The sequence below is a fragment of the Stenotrophomonas sp. FW305-C-20-S1 genome (assembly GCF_058783335.1).
Map to the genome: position 1 here is coordinate 35,207 of NZ_JBYTEK010000021.1, position 22,688 is coordinate 57,894.

The 22,688-nt window shown below is 67.1% G+C and carries 15 protein-coding genes and 1 tRNA gene; 5 read left to right on the top strand and 11 right to left on the bottom strand.

Annotated elements, in window-relative coordinates; all coding sequences use genetic code 11:
• Positions 1–19: 19 nt before the first annotated feature.
• The gene (locus AC3WTC_RS12805; RefSeq protein ID WP_218789176.1) at positions 20–1,027 is read left to right on the top strand and encodes an aminoglycoside phosphotransferase family protein; all 1,008 of its coding nucleotides are present in this window, start codon (positions 20–22) and stop codon (positions 1,025–1,027) included.
• 586 nt (positions 1,028–1,613) lie between these two features.
• On the opposite strand, the gene AC3WTC_RS12810 is transcribed toward AC3WTC_RS12805, so the two are convergent.
• The 7 genes from AC3WTC_RS12810 to amaB form a co-directional block, all read right to left on the bottom strand.
• A complete protein-coding gene (locus tag AC3WTC_RS12810) occupies positions 1,614–2,501 on the bottom strand; it encodes a DMT family transporter (protein ID WP_088100673.1) in 888 nt (295 codons plus the stop codon).
• 32 nt (positions 2,502–2,533) lie between these two features.
• A complete protein-coding gene (murB, locus tag AC3WTC_RS12815; protein ID WP_492711577.1) occupies positions 2,534–3,598 on the bottom strand; it encodes a UDP-N-acetylmuramate dehydrogenase in 1,065 nt (354 codons plus the stop codon).
• A gap of 8 nt (positions 3,599–3,606) precedes the next feature.
• Positions 3,607–4,662, bottom strand: coding sequence for a quinone-dependent dihydroorotate dehydrogenase (locus AC3WTC_RS12820; protein WP_032976098.1), 1,056 nt, complete (start codon positions 4,660–4,662; stop codon positions 3,607–3,609).
• A 9-nt stretch (positions 4,663–4,671) separates the two neighbouring features.
• Positions 4,672–5,442 (bottom strand): class I SAM-dependent methyltransferase, encoded by a 771-nt coding sequence (locus tag AC3WTC_RS12825; RefSeq protein WP_492711578.1) that lies wholly within the window; start codon positions 5,440–5,442, stop codon positions 4,672–4,674.
• Between the two features lie 7 nt (positions 5,443–5,449).
• Positions 5,450–5,740: a DUF4190 domain-containing protein gene (locus AC3WTC_RS12830; RefSeq protein WP_025874887.1), complete on the bottom strand. Its 291-nt coding sequence runs from the start codon at positions 5,738–5,740 to the stop codon at positions 5,450–5,452.
• Between the two features lie 187 nt (positions 5,741–5,927).
• Positions 5,928–6,779 carry an SDR family NAD(P)-dependent oxidoreductase gene (locus AC3WTC_RS12835; RefSeq protein ID WP_492711580.1) on the bottom strand — a complete coding sequence of 284 codons (852 nt, stop codon included), beginning with the start codon at positions 6,777–6,779 and terminating at the stop codon, positions 5,928–5,930.
• Positions 6,779–8,311, bottom strand: a complete 1,533-nt coding sequence (amaB, locus tag AC3WTC_RS12840; RefSeq protein WP_032976092.1) for an L-piperidine-6-carboxylate dehydrogenase — start codon at positions 8,309–8,311, stop codon at positions 6,779–6,781. Before amaB ends, AC3WTC_RS12835 begins: the two co-directional genes overlap by 1 nt.
• Before the next feature lie 186 nt (positions 8,312–8,497).
• Here amaB and AC3WTC_RS12845 point away from each other — a divergent pair.
• Positions 8,498–8,574, top strand: a tRNA-Arg gene (locus tag AC3WTC_RS12845).
• A 119-nt stretch (positions 8,575–8,693) separates the two neighbouring features.
• Here AC3WTC_RS12845 and AC3WTC_RS12850 read toward each other — a convergent pair.
• Positions 8,694–9,161 carry an SMI1/KNR4 family protein gene (locus AC3WTC_RS12850; RefSeq protein ID WP_492711581.1) on the bottom strand — a complete coding sequence of 156 codons (468 nt, stop codon included), beginning with the start codon at positions 9,159–9,161 and terminating at the stop codon, positions 8,694–8,696.
• Between the two features lie 154 nt (positions 9,162–9,315).
• The gene (locus AC3WTC_RS12855; protein ID WP_263292176.1) at positions 9,316–9,744 is read right to left on the bottom strand and encodes a tyrosine-type recombinase/integrase; all 429 of its coding nucleotides are present in this window, start codon (positions 9,742–9,744) and stop codon (positions 9,316–9,318) included.
• A gap of 242 nt (positions 9,745–9,986) precedes the next feature.
• Here AC3WTC_RS12855 and AC3WTC_RS12860 point away from each other — a divergent pair, with 242 nt between their 5' ends.
• From AC3WTC_RS12860 to AC3WTC_RS12870, 3 genes are all read left to right on the top strand, one after another.
• On the top strand, positions 9,987–10,451 hold the full coding sequence (locus AC3WTC_RS12860; protein WP_223482394.1) for a GNAT family N-acetyltransferase: 465 nt from the start codon (positions 9,987–9,989) through the stop codon (positions 10,449–10,451).
• Between the two features lie 660 nt (positions 10,452–11,111).
• Positions 11,112–17,291, top strand: coding sequence for a CshA/CshB family fibrillar adhesin-related protein (locus AC3WTC_RS12865; protein WP_492711582.1), 6,180 nt, complete (start codon positions 11,112–11,114; stop codon positions 17,289–17,291).
• A complete protein-coding gene (locus AC3WTC_RS12870) occupies positions 17,288–20,989 on the top strand; it encodes a TonB-dependent receptor (protein ID WP_492711583.1) in 3,702 nt (1,233 codons plus the stop codon). The genes AC3WTC_RS12865 and AC3WTC_RS12870 overlap by 4 nt, the downstream gene beginning before the upstream one ends.
• A gap of 168 nt (positions 20,990–21,157) precedes the next feature.
• Here AC3WTC_RS12870 and AC3WTC_RS12875 read toward each other — a convergent pair whose 3' ends face one another.
• Positions 21,158–21,517 carry a response regulator gene (locus AC3WTC_RS12875; RefSeq protein ID WP_025874874.1) on the bottom strand — a complete coding sequence of 120 codons (360 nt, stop codon included), beginning with the start codon at positions 21,515–21,517 and terminating at the stop codon, positions 21,158–21,160.
• Positions 21,514–22,668, bottom strand: coding sequence for a two-component system sensor histidine kinase NtrB (locus AC3WTC_RS12880; protein WP_425599289.1), 1,155 nt, complete (start codon positions 22,666–22,668; stop codon positions 21,514–21,516). The genes AC3WTC_RS12875 and AC3WTC_RS12880 overlap by 4 nt, the downstream gene beginning before the upstream one ends.
• Positions 22,669–22,688 lie beyond the last annotated feature (20 nt).

Below are 22,688 nucleotides of genomic sequence, written 5' to 3' on the forward strand. Positions count from 1 at the left end.
CCAAAGCACGCCTGCATCCATGTCATTCGCTTCGGCGCAGCAGATCGTTGAAGTCCTGCAGCAGTCCTACGACATCAACGCGACCGCGGTGGTGCCGCGTCCGGTGGGCGCCGACGCCAATGCGTGCGTGTTCCGTATCGATGCCCGCCACGACCATTGGTGGTTGAAGTGCCGCAACTTCCAGGTGGCACCCGCGGTGTGGGACAGCCTGCATTGGCTGCGTGGCACCTTGGGCATCGAAGAGATTGTTGCGCCGTGGCCGGCATTGACCGGCGGCGCATCGGTGCAGCGCTGGGGCCTGCAGTTCACGTTGTTCCCCTACATCGAAGGGCAGTCGGGCTTCGAGGCACCGCTGAGCCGTGCGCAATGGCGCCAGCTGGGCGGAGTGCTGCGTCGCCTGCATGAGGCCGAGATTCCGCCGGCGTTGCGCCAGGCCCTGCCGACGCTGCGGCTTGAAACCGCAGCGGTCGACACGGTGGGGACATGGTTGCGCGATCCCTCGACGCTGGCGCAGGCGCAGGATCGGTCCGGCAGTGCGTTCCTGGCGCTGTGGCAGCAGCAGCGGCCGCGCATCGCCGAGCTTCACCAGCGTGCAGAAGCGCTGCATCGCCAATTGCAGGGTGAGGCACCGGCGCTGCGCCTGTGCCACACCGACCTGCACGCGGGCAACCTGCTGATGGGGCAGGACGATGCACTGCACCTGATCGACTGGGACGGACTGGCACTGGCCCCGCGCGAGCGCGACCTGATGTTTGTCGGCGCCGCGGTAGGTGGTCGCTGGGGGCGCGAGCATCCACTCGGCTTCGCCGAAGGCTATGGCAGCGACCTGGGCGATCCGCGCTGGATTGCGTGGTATCGGCACTGGCGCATCCTGCAGGACCTGATCGAATTCGAGCAGATGCTGCTGGGCCCCGGCGCGGCGCAGCGCTCGTTGCAGCAGCACCGGCAAGCACTGCATTACCTGGGCGAGCAGTTCGCGCCGGGCAATGTGTTCGATGCGGCCGAGCGCGCGTACCAGGTGCTGTAGGGGGTCCGGCCGGGCTGCGCCCGGCACCTGCGGTAGTGCCGGCCGCTGGCCGGCAACCTCAACAGCAACAGCCGAAGCAACAGCAACAGCCGGCTCTGCACTATCTGTGGGTTTGGCGGGGCGGTGTCGGATTGCGGGGACGCCGTAAACCCATCCATGGGGGCTTGGCCGCGGCATCCATGCCGCGGACACCCCGCAATCCGACACCGCCCCGCCTTCGACAATTCCCAGCTGCTGTTGGTGGGTGTCGACCTTGGTCGACGCGTAGATCCACGCCATGCGTGGATGCTCTTCGATCATTTGATCAATTGTCGAAATATTCGATTTCGATGGAGATTCATCCACGCATGGCGTGGATCTACCAGACACCGGGAAACTGTCAAAGGTGGGGCGGTGTCGGATGGCGGGGTGTCCGCGGCATGGATGCCGCGGCCAAGCCTACAAGGACGTACTTGCGGCGTCCCCGCCATCCGACACCGCCCCGCCATCCCACGGAACGCCCGCTGTTGCTGTTGCTGTTGCTGTTGAGGTTGCCGGCCAGCGGCCGGCACTACCACGGGTGCCGGGCGCAGCCCGGCCGGACCTCTTACTCCGCCGGCTTGGCCGCTGCGCTCGCGGCGACGCTCGCTGCACGCCGTGACAGCACCGCTTCGCGATGGGCGATGTAGGCGTTGGCGGCGAGGATGATGCCGGCGCCGACGATCGTCCAGCGATCCACCGTCTCGGCGAACAACAGCCAGCCACACAAGGTCACCAGCGGCAGTTGCAGGAAGCTGATCGGGGTCAGCGCGGAGACTTCGCCCAGGCGCAGTGCGCGTGTCCACAGCAACTGGCCGATGGTGCCCAGCACGCCGGTGGCCAGCAGCCAGAGCCAGGCGATGCCGGTGGGCCAGACCCACACGAACAAGGCCGGTATCAGCGACAGCGGTACCCAGAACACGTAGGTGTAGAGCACCACGGTGTCGGCGCTGTCGATACGGGTGAGCTGCTTGATCTGGATCGCCACCAGCGAGCTGAGCACGGCGGCGGCCACGGCGATCAGGCTGCCGGACGTGAAGCCGGCCGTGCCCGGCCGCACGATCACCAGCACGCCGATGAAGCCGACCACCACCGCTGCCCAGCGCCGTACGCGTACCGTTTCGCCCAGCCACAGCACCGCCGCGATGGTGACGAACAACGGGGTGGAGTAGGACAGCGAAACGGCCTGTGCCAGGGGCAGGTGGCCCAACGCCCAGAACGCGCACAGCATCGAGCCCAGGCCGATCGCGCTGCGCAGGAAATAGCGCGGCAGCTGCTGGGTCTTCAACGGGGCATGGCCTGGGCGCAGCAGCATCGGCAGCAGGGCGAGCAGGCCGAAGGCATTGCGGAAGAACGCCACTTCCTGGGTCGGCACGTAGCGGGTGGCGTAGCGGATCGCCACCGCCATCAGTCCAAACGCCATGGTGCTGCCGAGCATCAGCAGCGCCGCCCGCAATGGGGTGGCGCTGGCGGGTAGGGCGGGTGTGCTCACCACTGTGCGCCGAGCAGGCGGGGCTCCGGTTCGATCGGCACGCCGAACTTCTCCAGTACCGAGGCGGAGATCCGCCGTGCCAGCGCCAGCAGTTCAGTGCCGGTGGCGTTGCCGTGGTTGACCAGCACCAGCGCGTGGCTGGGCGCAACGCCGGCATCACCTTCGCGGAAGCCCTTCCAGCCACAGGATTCGATCATCCAGGCCGCCGAGACCTTGCGGCGGTCATCACGGTCCGCCGGGAACACCGGCAGCTCGGGGAAGTGCTGCAGCAGCACCTCCACCTGTTCCAGCGGCAGCACCGGGTTCTCGAAGAAGCTGCCTGCGTTGCCCAGTACGTCGGGGTCGGGCAGCTTGCGGCGACGGATCGCGATCACCGCATTGGCCACGTCCACCGCGCTCGGCAGTTCCACGCCCTGCGCCTGCAGTTCTTCGCGGATGCCGGCGTAGCCCATGCGCAGGTCGTGCAGCAGCGGCAGTTTCAGTTCAATGGCGGTGATCAGGTAGCGGTCCGGCTGCTGCTTGAACACGCTGTCGCGGTAGGCGAAGCCACACTGTTCGTTGTCCATCCGTACCCAGGCTTTTTCCTGGCAGTCCCAGGCCTCTACGGTCTGGATGAACTCGCCGACCTGCGCGCCATAGGCGCCGATGTTCTGGATCGGCGATGCGCCGGCGGTGCCGGGAATCAGGGCCAGGTTTTCCAGGCCGGACAGGCCTTCCTGCAGCGACCACATCACAAGCCCGTGCCAGGACACGCCGGCTCCAGCGCGGATCACGGCGTGGTCGGCACGGTGTTCGAGGAAACTGATTTCGCGGTTGCCGAACACGAGCACGGTGCCGGGCAGGTCTTCGGCGATCAGCACATTGCTGCCGCTGCCAAGCACCAGCAGCGGGCCATTGGCCACTTCCGGCAACGCCAGAACCTCGGGCAGCAGCGCGGCGTCGTGCAGTTCCAGCAACTGCGCTGCGCTGGCCTGCACGTGGAACGTGTTCAGGGCCTGCAGTGGCGCGTTGTGGGTGAGGGTCCAGCGCAGCGGTGCTGCAGCGTTGTTGGTGTCGTCCATGGGCGTGCTCACAGGGGTGCCACCGCGCCGCGACTGGGCGCCTCGCGTCGGCGGCGGATCGCCTCCACGCAGTCGGCGACCAATGCCGGGCCCTTGAAGATCAGGCCGCTGTAGCACTGCACCAGCGCCGCACCGGCGGCCATCTTGGCCACGGCGTCGGCACCGGACAGGATGCCGCCGACACCGACCAGCGGCACTGATTCGGGCAGGCGTGCACGCAGGCGGCGCAGTACCAGGGTGGACTGTTCCAGCACCGGTGCGCCGGACAGCCCGCCGGCTTCATTGGCCAGCGGATCGCCGGCAACCCGGCTGTGGTCGATGGTGGTGTTGGTGGCGATCACGCCGTCCACCTGCAGTTCGCCAAGTACGCGCGCGGCGGCGTCGATGTCGCGCTCGCTGAGGTCCGGGGCCACCTTCACCAGCATTGGCACGCGCCTGCCATGCTGCGCGGCCAGCGCTTCCTGGCGCTCACGCAGCTGGCTGACCAGCTGCCGCAGCGCGGTCTCTTCCTGCAGCTCGCGCAGGCCGGCCGTGTTGGGCGAGGAAATGTTGACGGTGATGTAGTCGGCCAGCGGGTACACCTTGTCCATGCAGGCGATGTAGTCATCGGCCGCCTGTTCGTTGGGGGTGTCCTTGTTCTTGCCGATGTTGATGCCGAGCAGGCCGCGCCGGTTGCGCGCGCGTTCGACGTTGCGCACCAGCGCATCCACGCCGGCGTTGTTGAAGCCCATGCGGTTGATGATCGCGTTGTGCGCAGGCAGCCGGAACAGGCGCGGCTTGGGGTTGCCGGCCTGCGCTCGCGGCGTGATCGTGCCGATCTCCACGAAGCCGAAGCCCAGCGCGAACAGTGCATCGATGTGCTCGCCATTCTTGTCCAGGCCGGCAGCAAGGCCGACCGGATTGGGGAACGTCAGCCCGAACACCGTGCTGGGCATCGGCGCGATGCGTGCGGCCACCAGCGGCGTGGTGCCGGTGCGATAGGCCAGGTCCAGAGCGGACAGGCCGAGACCGTGGGCGCGTTCGGCGTCGAGCGAGAACAGGAAGGGGCGGGCAAGCGAATACATGCGTTGGTTTCAGTCCAGCGTGCCGAGGAAGGCTCGGGTTCGATATTCAAAAGCGACCTGGCCGTCGACCGCGTGGGCGGCGAACAGGTCCTGCAGCGCAGCCAGCATCGGCGCGTGGCGCGGATGGCCGGGCTGCGGCGCGTAGGAAGAAGACAGCAGGCGCCCGCGCAGGGCGTCCAGGTCCAGGTGCTGCACGTTCGGCAGCTGCACCATGCCGCGCAGGCCGGAGCCGAACCAGGCCTGCATGGTGGCGTCGTCCTGGTAGCGTTCGGCCACGGCGGTGTAGTCGGTGCCGTAGTCCAGCAGCAGTTGTTCGTAGCCGACCAGGAACGGGCTGGCATCGAGCAGGCGCGAATTCCAGTAGATCAGCGCCAGGCCGCCCGGGCGCAGGATGCGCTGCCACTCGGCGCGCACGGCCACGGTGTCGAACCAGTGGAAGGCCTGCGCGGCGCCGACCAGGTCCACGCTGGCGTCGGCCAGACCGGTGGCCTCTGCGCGCCCGTCGACGGCGGAGAACTGCGGATACTGCGGCGCCAGCCAGTGCTCGGCGGCGGCGCGCATCGCCGCGTTGGGTTCGACGGCGACCAGTGGATGGCCGGCGGCCAGGAACTGCCGGCTGGAGATGCCGGTGCCGGCGCCGATGTCAGCGACACGCGCGCTGGTTGCCACGGCCATGGGGCCATGCAGCCAGTCCATCAGGGCAGGCGGATAGTCCGGGCGGTAGCGGACATGGTCCGCGACGCGGCTGCTGAAGCGTTCAGTGCTGTCGGCGGAGGTCATCGTGCTTTCACCAGCGCAGTCCAGGTTTGGCGTCGGCGCCGGCGGCCACCATCGCGAAGATCAGGATCGCCACCAGGCCCACCGCAGCGAGGATGTTGAGCCAACCCATGATCAACCCGGCCAGGGCCATGCCATCGCCGTCCTGTTCGCCGGCGCGGCGGCGGATCTCGGCGCGGGCCAGGTGCCCGGTGATGATGGCAACAAGGGCGGCGACACCCGGCAGCACGGTCCAGCTGCAGATGCCCGCGATCAGGCTGACCACGGCCAGGGCGTTGCTCTGTCGGGGTGGCACGCTCATCGAGTCCTCCGTGGCAGTGCCGACATGATAGTGCGTCTGCCCCGGCAATCCCATGGTCCGGCCAATGCAAGGCTGCCAGGCAAGGTTGGCAACCATCGGAGCCGAGCGCGGGGTGGCTTTGGCAGGCGTCGACCTTGGTCGACGAATGCGGCGCCAACCAAGGTTGGTAGCTACCGAGGGATCGGCGCTAGCCCATCAGCACCTGGCCGCCATCGACATTGAGCACGTGGCCGGTGATCCAGCGCGCCAGCGGCGAACACAGGAACAGCGCGGCATCGGCGATCTCGCGCGGCTGCCCGAAGCGGCCGAACGGAATCTTCGCCAAGGTGCCGTGGTACAGGGCGGGATCTTCGACACGACGTCGATCCCAGAGGCCATCGGCAAATTCGATCGAGCCCGGTGCGATGGCGTTGACCCGGATCCGGTCCGGCGCAAGCGCCAGGGCCTGCGACGTCGTGTAGTGCGACAGCGCGGCCTTGGCCGCCGCATACGGTGCGCCGCCGGGACGCGGTTGCTGCGCGGCGATCGAGGACAGGTTGAGGATGCAGGCGTCGGACGAGGCGCGCAGCCACGGCAGCGCAAGGCGCGATGCGCGGACCGCCGCCATCAGGTCGATCTGCAGGCTGGCGGCCCAGCCGTCTTCGTCATCGGCCATGCCGTAGCCGGTGGCGTTGTTGACCAGCACATCGATGCCGCCGAGCGCGTCGGCAGCGGCCTGCAGCCAGGCGCCGATGCGGCCGAGGTCGCCCAGTTCGGTGGCGAAGGCGTGCAGCTGCGTGCCCTGGGCCTGCGCATCGGCCTGCAGGGCGTCAAGCCCGGCCTGGCCGCGGGCGCAGGCCGAGACCTGCGCACCGGCGCGGGCGAAGGCCAGCGCCAGTTCGCGGCCGATGCCCTTGCTGCCACCGGCGATCAGCACCCGGCGGCCGGTGAACTCGAGGGTCGGAGCCCCTGTGGGGATCCGACCCTGAGTGGTCGGCACGGCATGGGTCGGATCCCCGGAGGGGCTCTGACCCATGTGCATGGCCGGACCGTTTGCCATCACAGGTCGAACTTGATGCCCTGGGCCAGCGGCAGCGAATCCGAATAGTTGATGGTGTTGGTCTGGCGGCGCATGTAGACCTTCCATGCATCCGAACCGGACTCGCGACCACCGCCGGTGTCCTTCTCGCCACCGAAGGCGCCACCGATTTCCGCGCCCGAGGTGCCGATGTTGACGTTGGCGATGCCGCAGTCCGAACCGGCCGCCGACAGGAAGCGCTCGGCAGTCTTCAGGTTGGTGGTGAAGATCGACGAGGACAGGCCCTGCGGTACGCCATTCTGCATGTCGATGGCTTCGTCCAGCGTGCTGTACTTCATCACGTACAGGATCGGCGCGAAGGTCTCGTGCTGCACCACTTCATCGCTGTTCTTCAGGCCGGTGACGATGGCCGGCAGCACGAAGTTGCCGGGGCGGTCGATGCGCGTGCCGCCGGTTTCGATGGTGCCGCCGCTGGCCTTGGCCTTTTCGATGGACGCCAGGAACTGCTGCACGGCACCGTCGCTGTTGAGCGGGCCCATCAGGTTGGCCGGGTCGGTCGGATCGCCGATCTTGCCTTCCACCTGCTTGTACGCCTTGACCAGCGTGGCCAGCACGTCGTCATGGATGGATTCGTGCACGATCAGGCGGCGGGTGGTGGTGCAGCGCTGGCCGGCGGTGCCGACAGCACCGAACACGATGCCGGGAATGGCCAGCTTCAGGTCGGCGGTTTCGTCGAGGATGATCGCGTTGTTGCCGCCCAGTTCCAGCAGGCAGCGGCCAAGGCGGTGGGCGACCTTCTCGGCGACCGTGCGGCCGACCTGGGTCGAGCCGGTGAAGCTGATCAGCGGCACGCGCTTGTCGGCCACCATCTTTTCCGACAGCGCGGTGCCGGCGTCGTTGATCAGGAAGAACAGGTCCGGGAAACCGGCATCGCGCAGCGCTTCATTGCAGATGCGCATCGAGGCGATGGCGGTCAGCGGCGTCTTGTTGGACGGCTTCCACAGGCAGATGTCGCCGCAGATCGTGGCCAGGAACGAGTTCCATGCCCACACCGCCACCGGGAAGTTGAACGCGCTGATGATGCCGACCAGGCCGAGCGGCTGGTACTGCTCGTACATGCGGTGGCCGGGGCGTTCGGAATGCATGGTGTAGCCGTACAGCATGCGGCTCTGACCCACGGCAAAGTCGGCGATGTCGATCATCTCCTGCACTTCACCGTCGCCTTCAGGCTTGCTCTTGCCCATTTCCAGCGCGACCAGCGAACCCAGCGCATCCTTGTGCTTGCGCAGCGCTTCGCCGCACAGGCGCACGGCTTCACCGCGACGCGGGGCCGGCGTGGTGCGCCAGACCTTGAAGGCTTCCTGGGCGCGCGCGATGACGGTTTCGTACTCGGCTTCGGTGGTGGCGCGGACCTGCGCGATCGGCTCGCCCGTGGTCGGATTGATCGGGGTGATCAGTTCACCACCGGTAGCGCTCGACCACTCCCCGTTGCCCAGGTAGGTGCCAGCGTTGATCGCGTCCAGACCAAGGGACTTGAGCAGCTCGGAAGACATGCAGACTCCTGTGTTTCGTTACGTTGTGTTTGGTGCCGTCGCGGGTAGGTGGGGGGCGCGACGAACTGAGCCGCCGATGGTAGCAGAGCGCCCGGACTGGCCATGGTGCGCCGCGCCAGTGGCGGTGGCGTGGCAGATGAATGCTTGGAGGGCAGGGCGGCTTGCCTGTAAACTTGGCGGCTGCATGGCCCCGTAGCTCAGCTGGATAGAGCGTTCCCCTCCTAAGGGAAAGGTCGCCCGTTCGAATCGGGCCGGGGTCACCATAATCAATGGCTTAGGCCATTCGGCGCATAGCCATTCGGCGCATAGCGTCTACTCCACTGTTTTCGGCATATCCATGCCGTTTGGTCACAGTAGTCACAGTCGGTCTGCGTCTGCGAATCTATCTGGCAGGAAGCCGAGCGCGCGGGGTGTCCTTCATGAGCGTGGCGCGAATGACGGCGAGCCTTTCCGCCGACGTTCGGGCGGAGCGCATCACGGCATCGATGCCAGGCTTCCAGCGGGTCAGCTTTTCGGTTTCGTGGTTCCAGTGGAGGATGTCCCGTATCGCGACGCCGTCCACAACCCGCATCACCAGATGGTTGCCGGTTCCATTCGACGCGAGCGCCACAAGATCAAGTGATCGAAGGTGCATTCCCCACGCACCGCGCAGGTTCTCATACGTGACCGATCCGGCCGTCTTCCGCGGGTTGCTAGGGTCAAAGACCGGGAAAAATCGCCACCCACCCGGTAGCTCGGTGCCGTTGTGCGTGAGCCAGACGGCCCTGAGTTCAACTGGAAACACAACGCACAGCTCCCGCTCTGCCTCATCAATGAGCGCCGCAGTGGCAACGGTGGTACCTCCCTGCATCGTCGTCTCCTTTGTTCGGGACTGCCGATTGTACGAAACGAGCATCGGGCCGGGGTTACCAAAATCAATGAGTTAGGCAAGCGCAGTGGCGTGCAATTCCCACTGTTTCCCGCATATCCACAGGATTTGGTCCCAATGGTCCCAGCGGCGCCGGTCAGTACCGGAGCTTCGCCACGGCGCCATCATCGCCTTCAGGCGTCAAATGGGCGTAGTACTTCTCGGTCGTGGCGTAATCAGCGTGCCCGGCCAGGATCTGCACCCTTCGCAACGGCACCCCGGCCATGACCATGTGGGCGCAGAAGGTGTGCCGTAGCCGGTGGAGGCTGCCGCCGATTCCCGCACGCTTGGTATCCGAGGCGAACCAGTCGGATACCGTGTCCTTGTGCACGGCGACCAGCGTATCGGGTAGGTGGCGCAGCGCCCAGCGCGCATACCGATTCAGTGGCACCTCGCGCCACTTGCCCGACTTCGTGCGTCCCTGGCCATCTTCGTCCGGATCGCTCTCGACCCTGAGCCTGCGCCCGGCCACCGAGTCCTTGCCCAGTCCGACCAGCTCCCCGCGGTACAATCCCGTGTGGGCCATGAACAGCCACAAGGGGCGCCCGGCGGGAGTTCGCACGGTACAGCTTGCGCATCGCCGCCCGGTCGTAGATCCGCGGCGAGCTGAAGCAGCCGCGCGACGGCAGCCAGCACTATCTGATTCACAAGATCGGCCATCTGATGATCGACAACGTGGAAGGTTGGGAGCAGCTGGACCCGCATGACGCGGTGAAGCGTCTGCCCACGTCGGGCGCATCGACGCGTGCCCGCAACAGCGCCGGCGCCATGGATTACGTCCTGCAGCCTGTCCAGCCTTCGCACTTTGCCGTTGTTGCCGGCTGGCTCGACTCACCTGAGGCGACCCTGCGCTGGGCAGGTCCCGGCGTTCCCTTCCCCTTGCCTGCCGAAGCCTTCGCCGCTGCATTGGCGTTGCCTTCGCGTCCAGGCTGGACACTGCAGGATGCCGACGGCGCCTGCCTGGGCTTCGGCCAGTATTGGCAGACAACACCTGACAGCATGCACATCGGGCGCATCATCGTGTCGCCGCAGGCGCGCGGCCGTGGCCTGGGCCGGGAATTGATGACCGCATTGTGCGCCGAAGCCCTTCGCAGCAGCGCTGCCGTGCAACTGACGTTGAAGGTCTATAGGGACAATCAGGCGGCCGTGGCGCTGTACCGCGACCTCGGCTTCGTCGCCAGCGAAGACGCCTCCACGCCTGAGCTGCTGTTCATGGCATGCCGTACAACCTGAGCGGGAAAGGGCAGGGCTCTGCACTCCCGCTGCACATCCTGTGCACGCGCTGCTGCAAGCGGACTCGGCAGTCTGGTGCCGTCCCCATCGGTTGCCTAGGAGCGCCCCCATGAATACCCCCGGCACCCCCAAGCCTTCCTGGCGCCAGCGCAACGTGCTGCTGACCGTCGCCGCCGTGCTGCTGGTGATCGTGCTGATCCTGCTCTTCGTGCCCTGGTAGAAGCCTGGCTGCCGCCAAGCGCGGCGCGATCCCCCTTCCACTTCAGCTCCCGCCGGTAGCCCATGGCCCGGCGGTTTTTCTGTGTGCGCCCCACGCCGGATGCATCGCGCCGGCTCCGAAAATGCGTGACGAATTGCCGGAAAGGGCGGTGCGGCTGCCGGATCCGTGCACGAGGCCCCGGGGGCCGGTTGCTACAACTGTGTTCGTGGGGCCGGCGCCAGATTTGGCAAACTTAAATGTGACCGTCATCACACAATTGTTTTTATTGTGTTATCTTCGTCACAGTTTTGCGAACCTGACCAACAGGGTCCAGGGACGGTTGTAGTCGCCACGGAATCGGCAGACACGCATTCGTACGCGTCTCCGGGTCCGGCAGAACCCTCCCCGGTACCCACTGAACAGCGGCTCCCTTGTGGGGCTGATGACGGGGAAAAACCAACATGTGGCAGTCGACGACGTCGCGCATCAGCGCGGGCGGTGAATCCGTTCATCCTGAAAAAAGTGCACATCCCGGCCGGACCGGGCGATGGCTGGCCGCCGGTCTGCTGTTGCTGCTGCTGTCGGTGGTGCTGCCATCGTCGGCCTGGGCTGCGGCCTACGCGACCGGCGGCACCAGCCCGTACCGCAACACGGTGCTGTGGCTGACCTGGGGGGGCGGCACGGACCTGGGCACTGCCGGGGTCACGCTCAACAATGGTGATACCTCGTCGATCTCGATGCCGGTGGCCGCGGGCATCAACCTCAGTGTCAGCTGCAGTCTGGCCAACATCAGTGGCGGCGGACTCCTGCAGAGCTATCGCCCGGGCAACTTCAGCGGCGACAGCCTGGACGACCTGTACAACGTCGGTGGCACTGGCGGCGCGAATCAGCTGATCGCGGGCATCTCGCGCAGCACGGGCACCTCCTCGTTCGAAATCAACTGCGTCTCGACCCTGGGCGGCGCACCGTATCGCCTGCGCGGCGTGGTGATGGCCGACGCCGAGTCGATCAACAACAGCGGCGAGTTCGTCGAAGCCAGTGCACTGGGCACCTGGAACGTGGTGGAGATGCGCAAGAACCTCAGCGCAGGTGCCTACAACGTGACCAAGTCCAGCAGCGGCGGCAACAGCGTGATCCGCTTCGGGCCGGGCAACGACAACAACACCGCTGCGGTCACCTTCCTCAATTTCGACAACGCCGCACACGCGCCGGGCAACCTCGCGGTGAACATGGGCTTCTCGATGCGCGGTGGCGGCACCACCGCCATCGCCATCGGCCTGCTGGTGCCGTATGCCGACTTCGGCGATGCGCCGCAGAGCTACGGCGACGCCATGCATGTGGTGGACGATCTGCAGTTCCGCCCGGATGGCCTGCCGGTCAACGCCACCCCCACCAACATCAACACCGCAGGCTATACGCCGGGTGGCCTGGCGCCGCCGCTGACCGATTTCCTCGGCACGATGGGTCCGGATACCGAGCAGAAGAGCAGCTACAGCGCCGATGCGAAGGGTGACGACAACTTCCCTTCGGGCAATCCCAACGAAGAGAACGCCTGGCCGGCGAGCTATGTGCTGACGGTGATGCAGGCCGGTACCCAGATCAGCCAACCGGTGGCATGCGTGGGCAGCGGCAGCGTGGCCGGCTGGATCGACTTCAACCGCAACGGCACATTCGACCCGGGCGAGCGCAGCAACATCGCTGCATGCAGTGGTGGCGGGGCCAACCTGAGCTGGACCGTGCCCGCGCAGGTAAGCGCAGGCAGCAGTTACGTGCGCCTGCGCTATGCGACCAACGCGGCGCAGATCCAGCAGCCGACCGGCGTGGCCGACGACGGCGAAGTGGAAGACCACCTGATCACCATCACCGCACCCGCGCTGAAGGTGGTGAAGAGCAACAATGCCACCGGCGGAATCTGGAACTACGGCCAGGCCGGCACCCAGTACACGCTGACGATCAGCAACACCACCAACGTGCCGACCGGCAATCCGCCGAACGTGCCGGCGGGTGTCATCACTGTGCGCGACCAGTTGCCGGCGGGGATCGTGCCGAACTGGACCGGTACCCTCAGCAGTGGCAGCTGGAGCTGTACGGCGAGCGGCCAGGCGGTGAGCTGCACCAGCAGCCAGGTACTGTCGGCAGCCGGCACCGCCGGTGACAGCAGCAGCTTCACCCTGCCGGTGACCGTGTCCGCATTGGCAAGCGGCCTGTTGCGCAACCACGCCAGCGTCGGCGGTGGCTACGATCCATTCAATGGTGGCAATCCGCCCGCACCGGGCGAGGCCTGTACCGATGCCAACCATTGCACCCGCAGCGATGTGACCGTTCCGGTTACACGGGTGAGCTACGCGAAACGCTCCAACACCACCGGTCCGGTGGCGGTGGGGGCGACGGTGAGCTACACCGTGGATGTCACCATTGCCGACGGCAACAGCCGCGACGTGCTGACCCTGACCGATACCCTCGGCACCGGTCTGGATTTCGCCAGCGTGACCAACGCCGGCGCCTTTACCTGCAATGCGGCCAATCCGCTGGTGTGCACGCTGCCAGCGGGCACCGTACCGGGTACCTACAGCCTGACCTATGCGGCCACCGTCAACGCGCAGGCCAGCGGCCAGGTGGTCAACACGGTGGTGGGCACCGGCACCGACACTCCCACCTGCAGCAGCAACTGCACCACCACCACGCCGGTGGCGGCGCCGCGCATCTCGGTGTCCAAGGCCAGCGCTACGGCCGGCCCGGTCGCGGTGGGCGACAGCGTTGCCTACACGGTGAGCGTGGTCGTGGCCGATGCGCGCACCACCGCTGCCGTCACATTGACCGATACCCTGGGCACTGGCCTGGACTTCGGCAGCATGACCAATGCCGGCGGCTTCATCTGCGTGCCCGGCAATCCGCTGGTATGCACGCTGCCCACCGGCACCGTGCCCGGCAGCTACGCGTTCTCCTATACCGGCATCGTCAACGCACAGGCGGTTGGCCAGGTACGCAATGCCGTAGTGCCGAGCGGTCCGGACAATCCGTCGTGCGTCGGCAGCTGTGATACCACCACGCCACTGGCCAGCCCGCAGGTGAGCTACGCCAAGCTGGCCTCCACCGGTGGACCGGTGCGGGTGGGCGACAGCATCGGCTATACGCTGAGCGTGACCGTTGCGCGTTCGCGCACCACCGATGTGGTCACCCTGACCGATACGCTGGGCAGCGGCCTGGACTTCAGCAGCGTGACCAGCGCGGGCATCTTCACCTGCAATGCGGCCAACCCGCTGGTGTGCACGCTGCCTGCAGGGACGGTGCCGGGCACCTACAGCCTGAGCTACTCCGCCACGGTCAATGCGCAGGCCAGTGGCACGGTGCGCAATGCCGTGCTCGGCACCGGCACCGACACGCCCTCGTGCACGACCAACTGCGATACCACCACGCCGGTGGCGACGCCGGGCGTGAGCTATGCCAAGTCGGTGAACAGTGCCGGCCCCGTGTCGGTGGGTGACAGCCTGGCCTACACCTTGACCACGGTGGTGACCAACTCGCGCACCACCGACGTGGTGACGCTGACCGATACGCTGGGCAGCGGCCTGGATTTCGGCAGCGTGACCAGTGCCGGCGCCTACACCTGCAACGCGGCCAACCCGCTGGTGTGCACGTTGCCGGCCGGCACTGCGCCAGGCAGCTACAGCCTGTCGTACACCGCAGTGGTCAATGCCCAGGCCACCGGCCAGGTGACCAACGCGGTGCTCGGCAGCGGTGGCGACAACCCGAGCTGCACCGTCAACTGCGATACCACCACGCCGGTGGCTGGCAGCCAGATCGACTACCGCAAGACCTCGGCTGCGGCCGGCGCGGTCAAGGTGGGTGACAGCATCGCCTACACCCTGACCGCCGTGGTCAGCCGCTCGCGCACGACCGCTGTATTCACCCTGACCGACACCCTGGGGCAGGGCCTGGACTTCGGTTCAGTCACCGCCACCACCGGCTTCACCTGCAATGCCGCCAACCCGCTGGTGTGCACGTTGCCGGCCGCCACCGCACCTGGCACCTACACGGTGAACTACACCGCGACGGTGAACGCGCAGGCCAAGGGCAGCGTCAGCAACGCCGTGCTTGGCAGCGGCACCGGTACCAACACCTGTGCCACCGACTGCACCACCACCACCCCGGTGCTGGCGGCGACGGTCACCTACCGCAAGTCCTCCAGCACGGCATCGCCGGTCAACATCGGCGATGCGGTGGACTACAGCGTCGAGGTGGTGGTCGCCAACTCGCAGACCACCGATGTGCTCACCCTGACCGATACCCTGGGCGCAGGCCTGGACCTGCAGTCGGTGACCCAGCCGGGCGCCTTCACCTGCAATGCCAGCAATCCGCTGGTGTGCACGTTGCCGGCAGGTACCGCACCCGGCACCTACACGCTGGGCTACCGCGCGCAGGTCAACGCGCAGGCCAGTGGCAGCGTCCGCAACGCGGTGCTGGGCAGTGGCGGCGATACCCCCAGCTGCTCGGGAACCTGCAGCACCGAGCACGTGCTGGCCGAGCCGCGCGTGGTGCTGGAAAAATTGTCCGGCCCTGCAAGTGGCAGTGAAGTGCGTCCGGGTGACCGGTTGCGCTACACCCTGCGGGCCACCGTCGAGCGCGCCTCGCTGCGCCAGCCGTTGCAGCTGCTGGATACGCCCGATGCGGGCCTGAGCGTGGACACGCTGCCGGCAGGCTGCGTGCAGCAGGGCACCGACATCGTCTGCACGCTGCCGACCGGTACTCCCGTTGGGCAACATGAATTCGTCTACCAGGCCATCGTCAACCAGGAAGCACGCACGGAAGTGCTCAACCGCCTGCGCGGCCAGTACCCGGATGGCTCGCCGCCACCGGAATGCACCACCTGCGAAACGCGGCACAAGGTGATCTCGGACTTCGCGCTGCGCATCACCAAGACCGCCAACCCGCGGCTGGTGAAGGTGGGCGACCTGGTGCGCTACCAGCTGGTGGTCGAGAACGTCGGCAGCAGCCATTGGCGCGACGGCGTGGTGGTCGATACGCCGCCGCCGGGCTTCAGCTATGTGGATGGCTCGATGCGCGTGGCCGACGACGACGGCGCGTTCTCGCTGGGCGGTAGCCAGACCCCGCTGCGCATCGGCGCGGTCGACATCGCCGTGGGCCGCAGTGCCACCATCACCTACCTGTTGCGGGTGGGCGCGGGCGTGCGTGCCGGCAACCACATCAACCAGGCCGTGGCTACTGCCGGCGACGGCACGCCGCTGTCGAACGTGGCGACCGCAGAGGTGCGCATGGATGCCGATCCGCTGCTGGAAGACAGCCTGGTGTTCGGCACCGTGTTCGATGACCGCGATGGCGACGGCTGGCAGGACAGTGCGGAACTGACCGGTGTTCGCGTGCAGGGCGGTTTCGCGCCTGCCGCGTACGTGCCGGGTTCGACAACGCTGGATCGTGGCGATGGACCGCAGCCGTTGGCCGATGCCAGCGCGCCCCTGCTGCATGGCGTGCAGGTGGGCGTGGTACACGGCCTGGCGTCTACGTCGGACACGGTCGAGAGCCATCAGGTGGTGATCCGCCAGCGCCTGCGCGAACTGTCCTTCACCGATGATTTCGTGCTGGAAAGCGCCCAGGGCCATCGCCTGCAGCTGGATGCGCAGGGTGTGGCAACCGTGCAGCGCAGTGGCGAGGCGGCCAAGGGCCTGACCGCAGCCGAGCCGGCCGTGCATCGCGAGATCGCGCGGGTGGCCGAGGGCTATGAAGTGGCCTACGTGATCCGCAACAGCGGCATCCAGGAGCAGGGCATTCCCGGCGTGCGCCTGGCCACCGTAGAGGGCCTGCTGATCGAAACCGATCCGTTCGGTCGTTACCACCTGGCCGATGTGCACGGTGGCGATGCGCGGTTGGGCCGCAACTTCATCGTCAAGCTGGACCCGGCAACGGTACCGGCGGGCTCCGGACTGACCACCGAGAATCCGTTGCTGCGCCGGGTTACCCAGGGCGTGCCGACCCGCTTCAGCTTCGGCGTGCGCCTGCCGCCGTCGCCGCAGGCGGCCGCCGAGCGCGCCGAACTGGCGTTGGGCGAAGTGTTGTTCGCCCCGGGCAGCAGCGAGCTGCGTGCCAGCTATCGTCCGGTGCTGGCGAAGATGGCCGAGGTGGTCGATCGCTACCAGGGCGGTGACGTGGTGATTGCCGCCAACGGCGAAAGCCAGGCGTTGGCCTTCGCCCGTGCGGTGGCCGTGCGTGATGCGCTGCAGGCCGAAGTGGCTGAGGGTTCGCGCGCTGGCCTGACGGTGCAGCTGCGTACCGACGTGCGCGATCCGCACTCGCTGGTCGCTGGCGTAGATGCCGGCGGCGCGCTGCTCGGCAACGTGCTGTTTGACACCGACAAGGCGGTGATCCGCGAGGAGTTCAAGCCGCTGCTGGCTGCCATCGCCGCGCGCCTGGAGCAGATGGGGGGTGGCCAGGTCAGCCTGGTCGGCCATACCGATGTGCGTGGCGGCCACGCCTACAACCAGGCGTTGGGCCTGCGCCGTGCCAATGCCGTGTTCGAAGCGTTGCGCGTGCAGCTCAGCCCTGCCGTGCAGCAACGCCTGCGCGTGCGCAACGAGGAGACCGCCGCCACCCGCGCGGCGGCCCACCAACAGGAGGCCCGCCGATGAGCGCCCATCACTCTGTCGTCCGGCGTCCCGCCCGCCTGCACCGCGCTACGTTGTACCAGGCACTGCTGCTGGGTCTGGCAGCAACCGCACAGGCCGCGCCGCCGCCGGCCAACGACGCGTCCATCGATGGCGCGCCCATCCACTGCGAGGGCAACCAGTGCAGCGCCGCGGGCGACCTGCTGTTCACCCTGCGCTCGCGCAGCTTCGATGCGCCGGTGACCGAAGGCACGTCGACGCGCTCGTCATCGCAGGTACTGCAGCCGGACCGGCGCGTAAGCGTGGCGCTGGACGAGCCGGGCAAGGCGACCGTCCGCGGTGAATTCATGATCCGCCTGCCGGAAGGTGGCGCGATCTGGGCCACCGAAGACCCGGCCATGGGCCAGCCCGAGCTGTCGATCTCGGCGCCGGGCATGGTGGCGTTCGACCAGGGCCGCATCGTGCGTCCGGTCGAATTCTTCGTGCGTGGCAACTACACCGCGTTCATCAAACGTCTGGAGGTCAGCCTCTACCGCGGCAGCGACAGTGACCGGGTCGCGCCATTGGCGACCTTTGAACTGCCTGTGGCTGCGGTCGGGCAGGGCAGTTGGGACGGTACGCTGCCGGCGTCCACGCCGCTGCGTCGCGGTGACCGCCTGGTCTATGTGCTGCGCGCGTACGATGCCGAGGGCAATGTCGATGAGACCTCGGCACAGTCCATGCAGCTGGTGACGCTGGCCGAAGTGGAGCGTGGCAACCAGCAGCTGCGTGACGCCCTGGAAGATCGGCGCGGCACGGCCGCCGATGCCAACCAGGCCGCTTCGTTGTCGCTGCTGGAGCAGGTGTTCGACAGCAACGGTCTTCGCCAGCAGAACATCCCGGTGTACGGCTCGCGCGTGCGCCTGCGGGGTCGTGACCTGCCGCTTGGCGCGGCACTGAAGATCAATGGCGAAAGCTACCCGCTGGACCAGGACCGCAAATTCGCCGCTGAATACCTGATGCCGATCGGTCACCACGTGTTCGACGTGCGGGTCGAGCGGCCCGACGCGCCGGCGATCGCACGCACGCTGGAGGTGGATGTCAGCGGCAGCTATCTGTTCGGTGTGGGCCTGGCCGATGTCACGGTGTACCAGAACAAGGCCAGTGGTGCGGGCCGCGATGTCGCCCGTGGCGAGCGCGATGACGATGTGCTCAGTGACGGGCGCCTGGCGTTCTATCTGAAGGCCAAGACCCGTGGCCGCTATCTGTTGACGGCGCAGGCCGATACCCAGAACCGGCCGCTGGACGAGCTGTTCACCGGTTTCACCACCGCCGATCCGCAGGACCTGTTCCGCAGCCTGGACCCTGACCTCTATTACCCCACCTATGGCGACGATTCGCTGACCCAGCGCGACGTCGACAGCATGGGCCGCTTCTACCTGCGCATGGACTGGGACAAGAACCAGGCGCTGTGGGGCAACTACAACACCGGGCTGAGCGGCACCGAGTACGCCCAGTACGTGCGTTCGCTGTACGGTGCGGCGCTGTCGTGGCGCTCACGCGGCGCCAATGCGTGGGGCGATGCGCAGACCGAACTGCGCCTGTTCGGATCGCAGGCCGAGACCGCGCCGGGCCACAGCGAGTTCATCGGCACCGGCGGCAGCCTGTATTACCTGCGCCACGCCAGCATCCTGCGCGGCTCGGACCAGGTGGTGCTGGAGATCCGTGACCGCACCACCGGCCGTGTCGAACAGCGGGTGTCGCTGGTGCGCGGTGCCGATTACGAGATCGACGCGTTGCAGGGGCGCATCCTGCTGACCCGGCCGCTGGCCCAGGTCAGTCGCGAGAACCTGCGCCGGATCAGCCGCGACGTGCCGCTGGATGGCTACGAGCAGCGCCTGATCGTCGACTACGAATGGGTGCCGACCGGCTTCGACAATGACGACATCACCGCTGGCGTGCGTGGCAAGCACTGGTTCGGCGATCACGTGGCGGTGGGCGCCACCTATGTGGACGAACAGCGCGCTGGGCAGGACTATTCGCTGCGCGGTGCGGACCTGACCCTGCAGGCCGGGCGTGGTACCTACCTGAAGGTCGAGCACAGCCGCAGCGAGGCGACCAGTGCGCCGGTGTTCTTCTCCGACAATGGTGGCCTGAGCTTCACCCGCCTCAATCCCGAGGGGCCGCGCGAAGGCGAGGCGACCGCGGTGGAGGCACGGGTGAACCTGCGCGAGCTGGGCTGGACCCAGCGCGACTGGAGTGCCGGCGCCTGGTGGCGGCAGGTCGAGGGAGGCTATTCGGTGGGTCGCTTCGACACCGGCCAGCGCGTACGCGAACAGGGCGCCGAACTGCTGGGCTACGTGACCGACGATTTCAGCCTGTATGCGCGTTACAGCGAAGCACGGCGTGGCAATGAATCGTTGATCCAGGCCCAGGCCACCGCCGAATGGCGGATCGGTGACAACGACCGCGTGTCGGCCGAGCTGCGACGGGTGCAGGAAGACCGCGGCATCGGCAGCAACGCCGGTGTGCTGGCGGCAGCGCGCTACACCCATCGCATCGGCACCGCGCTGGACATCTATGGTGGCGGCCAGCTGACCGTCGATGACGATCATGGCCGCTACGCGGACAATGATGCGGTGGTCGCCGGTGGTACCTACACCTTCGCCAACCTGTCCACGATCGGCGCGGAGGTGAGCGATGGTGATCGGGGCAGTGCCGCGCAGGTCAATGCCGAGTACAAGCTGACCCCGCAGCACAGCTTCTATGGTGCGTTCACCCAGTCCACCGATCGCAGTGAATACGACCCGCTGTTCAGCCCGAATGCGCAGGACGGCTGGACGCTGGGCCAGCGCTGGCGCCTGTCCGACCAGGTCAACGTGTTCAACGAGAGCCAGTTCCTCAAATCCGGCCAGGAATCCGGCCTGGCCAACACGTTCGGCATGGATTTCTATCCGGCGGTGGGCTGGAACGCGGGCTTCACCCTCAGCGACGGCAAGCTGGATGCGAGCAGTGGCCAGGTCGACCGCAAGGCCGTCAGCCTGTCCGGCGGCCGCACGTCGCCGGGTACCGACTGGCAGAGCAAGCTGGAGTGGCGTCGCGATACCGGTGCCGAGCGCCGCACGCAATGGGTCAGCACCAACCGCCTCAGCCACCGTCTCAATGACAGCTGGCGGATCGCTGCGCGGTTCAACTACGCCGACACCGACGATGCGATCAACCCGGTGGCCGGCGCCCGCTTCATCGAGGGCAATCTCGGCTTTGCCTACCGCCCGTGGGACAATGACCGCTGGGCGCTGTTCGGCCGCTACAGCTATCTGTACGACCTGTCGACGATGGGCCAGGTCAACGGCGTGGACTACGACCAGCGTACCCAGGTGTTGTCGCTGGAAGGCGTGTACCGCATCGACCAACGCTGGGAAGTGGCGGCCAAGCTGGCCCGACGCGAAGGCGAGGTCCGCTATGGCCGGGGCACCGGTCCATGGTTCGATTCAGCCACGAACTTCGGCGCCGCGCAGCTGCGCTATGACCTGTACTACCAATGGCATGGCCTGCTGGAGTACCGCCTGTTGGACGTGCGTGATGGCGGTCGTCGGCAGGGTTGGCTGGCCGGCGTGGACCGCGACGTCGGCCGCAACTTCCGGGTTGGCGTGGGCTACAACTTCACCGATTTCAGTGACGACCTGACGAAGTTCGACTACACCCACCGCGGCTGGTACCTGAACCTGGTGGGTCGCTATTGAGGACTGGGCAACGCCAGGCCATGCCTGGCGGGGCCGCGGCGGTCGCCACCCAGCCATGCCTGGCGGGGCCGCGGCGGTCGCCACCCAGTAGTGCCAGGCCATGCCTGGCGGGGCCGCGGCGGTCGCTACCCAGTAGTGCCAGGCCATGCCTGGCAGGGCGGCAACAGCTCACGCCTGCCTGAGCAGCTCCACCAGCTGCCGCAGCCGGTAAGGCTTGGGCAGGAATTCCACCTGCTCGGGCAGCGGCGGCAACTGCGAGCGTGCGTAGCCGGAAGAAAGGATCATCCGCGCCTGCGGCTGGTCGCGCGCCACATGCTCGCTCAGCTCGATGCCCGACATGCCGTTGGGCATGCTGATGTCACTGAACACCACGTCGAAACGCGTATCGCCCTGCAGCAGTGCGACCGCTTCCTGCGCATCGGCCGTGGTGGCCACGTCGATGCCGAAGTCGCGCAGGGCCAGGCCGATCATTTCGCGCAGATCGGTCTGGTCCTCCACCATCAGTACGCGGATCGGATCATCGGTCATGGGTTGGGTTCCTCTGTGGCGGGTAGCAGCAGGCTGACCGTGGTGCCAACACCGGGCGTGGTGGACACGTCTACGAAGCCGCCGCTCTGGGTGGTGAATCCGAACACCTGGCTCAGGCCCAGACCGCTGCCCTTGCCGATGTCCTTGGTGGTGAAGAAAGGTTCGGTCGCGCGCTCGGCGATGTCCGGGGCCATGCCGTGGCCCTCATCGCAGACGCTCAACGTCACATAGGTCCGTTGCCGGGATGTGTCGGCGTCGGGGTCCATGCGGTGCTCCAGCGCGGTGGCGATCAATACCCGGCCGCCACCAACGGTGGCGTCCGCAGCGTTGCCGACCAGGTTGGCGAGCGCGGTCTGCAGCTGAACGGTATCGCTGAGTATCGCAGGCAGTCCCCCGGCCAGTGCGGTTTCCAGGGTGACGCCGGCAGGGCAGGTGGCCTGCAGTGCCGGCAGCCAGTCGCGGATGCGCGCATTGATGTCCAGCGTTTCGCGGATCAGGGTCTGGCCGGTGCTGAAGGCCAGCAGCTGCCGGGTCAGCAGCGCGCCACGATCGCTGGCCGCCTGCGCGGTGGTCAGCAGGGTGTTGGCACGCTCGTCATCGCCCATCCGTGCCGACAGCAGGTCCAGCGCATTGACGATGGTGGTCAGCAGGTTGTTGAACTCATGGGCAAGGCCGCGGCTGAGCTGGCCGACCGTCTCGAACTGCTGGGTCTGGCGCAGCGCCCGCTGCGCATCGCGCAACAGCCGTTGCGCCTGCCACTGTTCGGTGATGTCGCGGGTGATCTTGACGAAGCCCACGAGCTCACCGTTCTCGACCACCGACTCGATGACCACGCTGGCACGGAAGGGAGACCCATCTCGGCGCACCCGCCAGCCTTCGGCGGCATGGTGTCCGCATTCCGCCGCCAGCCGCAGCAGGCGCTGTGGCTCTCCCGTATCGCGATCAGCGGGCAGGTAGAAGCGGCCGAAGTGGGTGCCGATGACTTCTTCCGACCGGTAGCCCTTGATGCGTTCGGCGCCGGGATTCCAGCTGCAGACGATGCCATCGGGATCGAGCAGGTACAGCGCATGGTCGCGCACGCTGTCGATCAGCAATCGCAGCTGTCGGGAAGGGTCCGTCAGCACGGACGGCGTCGAAGCGGCAGCGACCACGATGAAATGCGTATTACCTC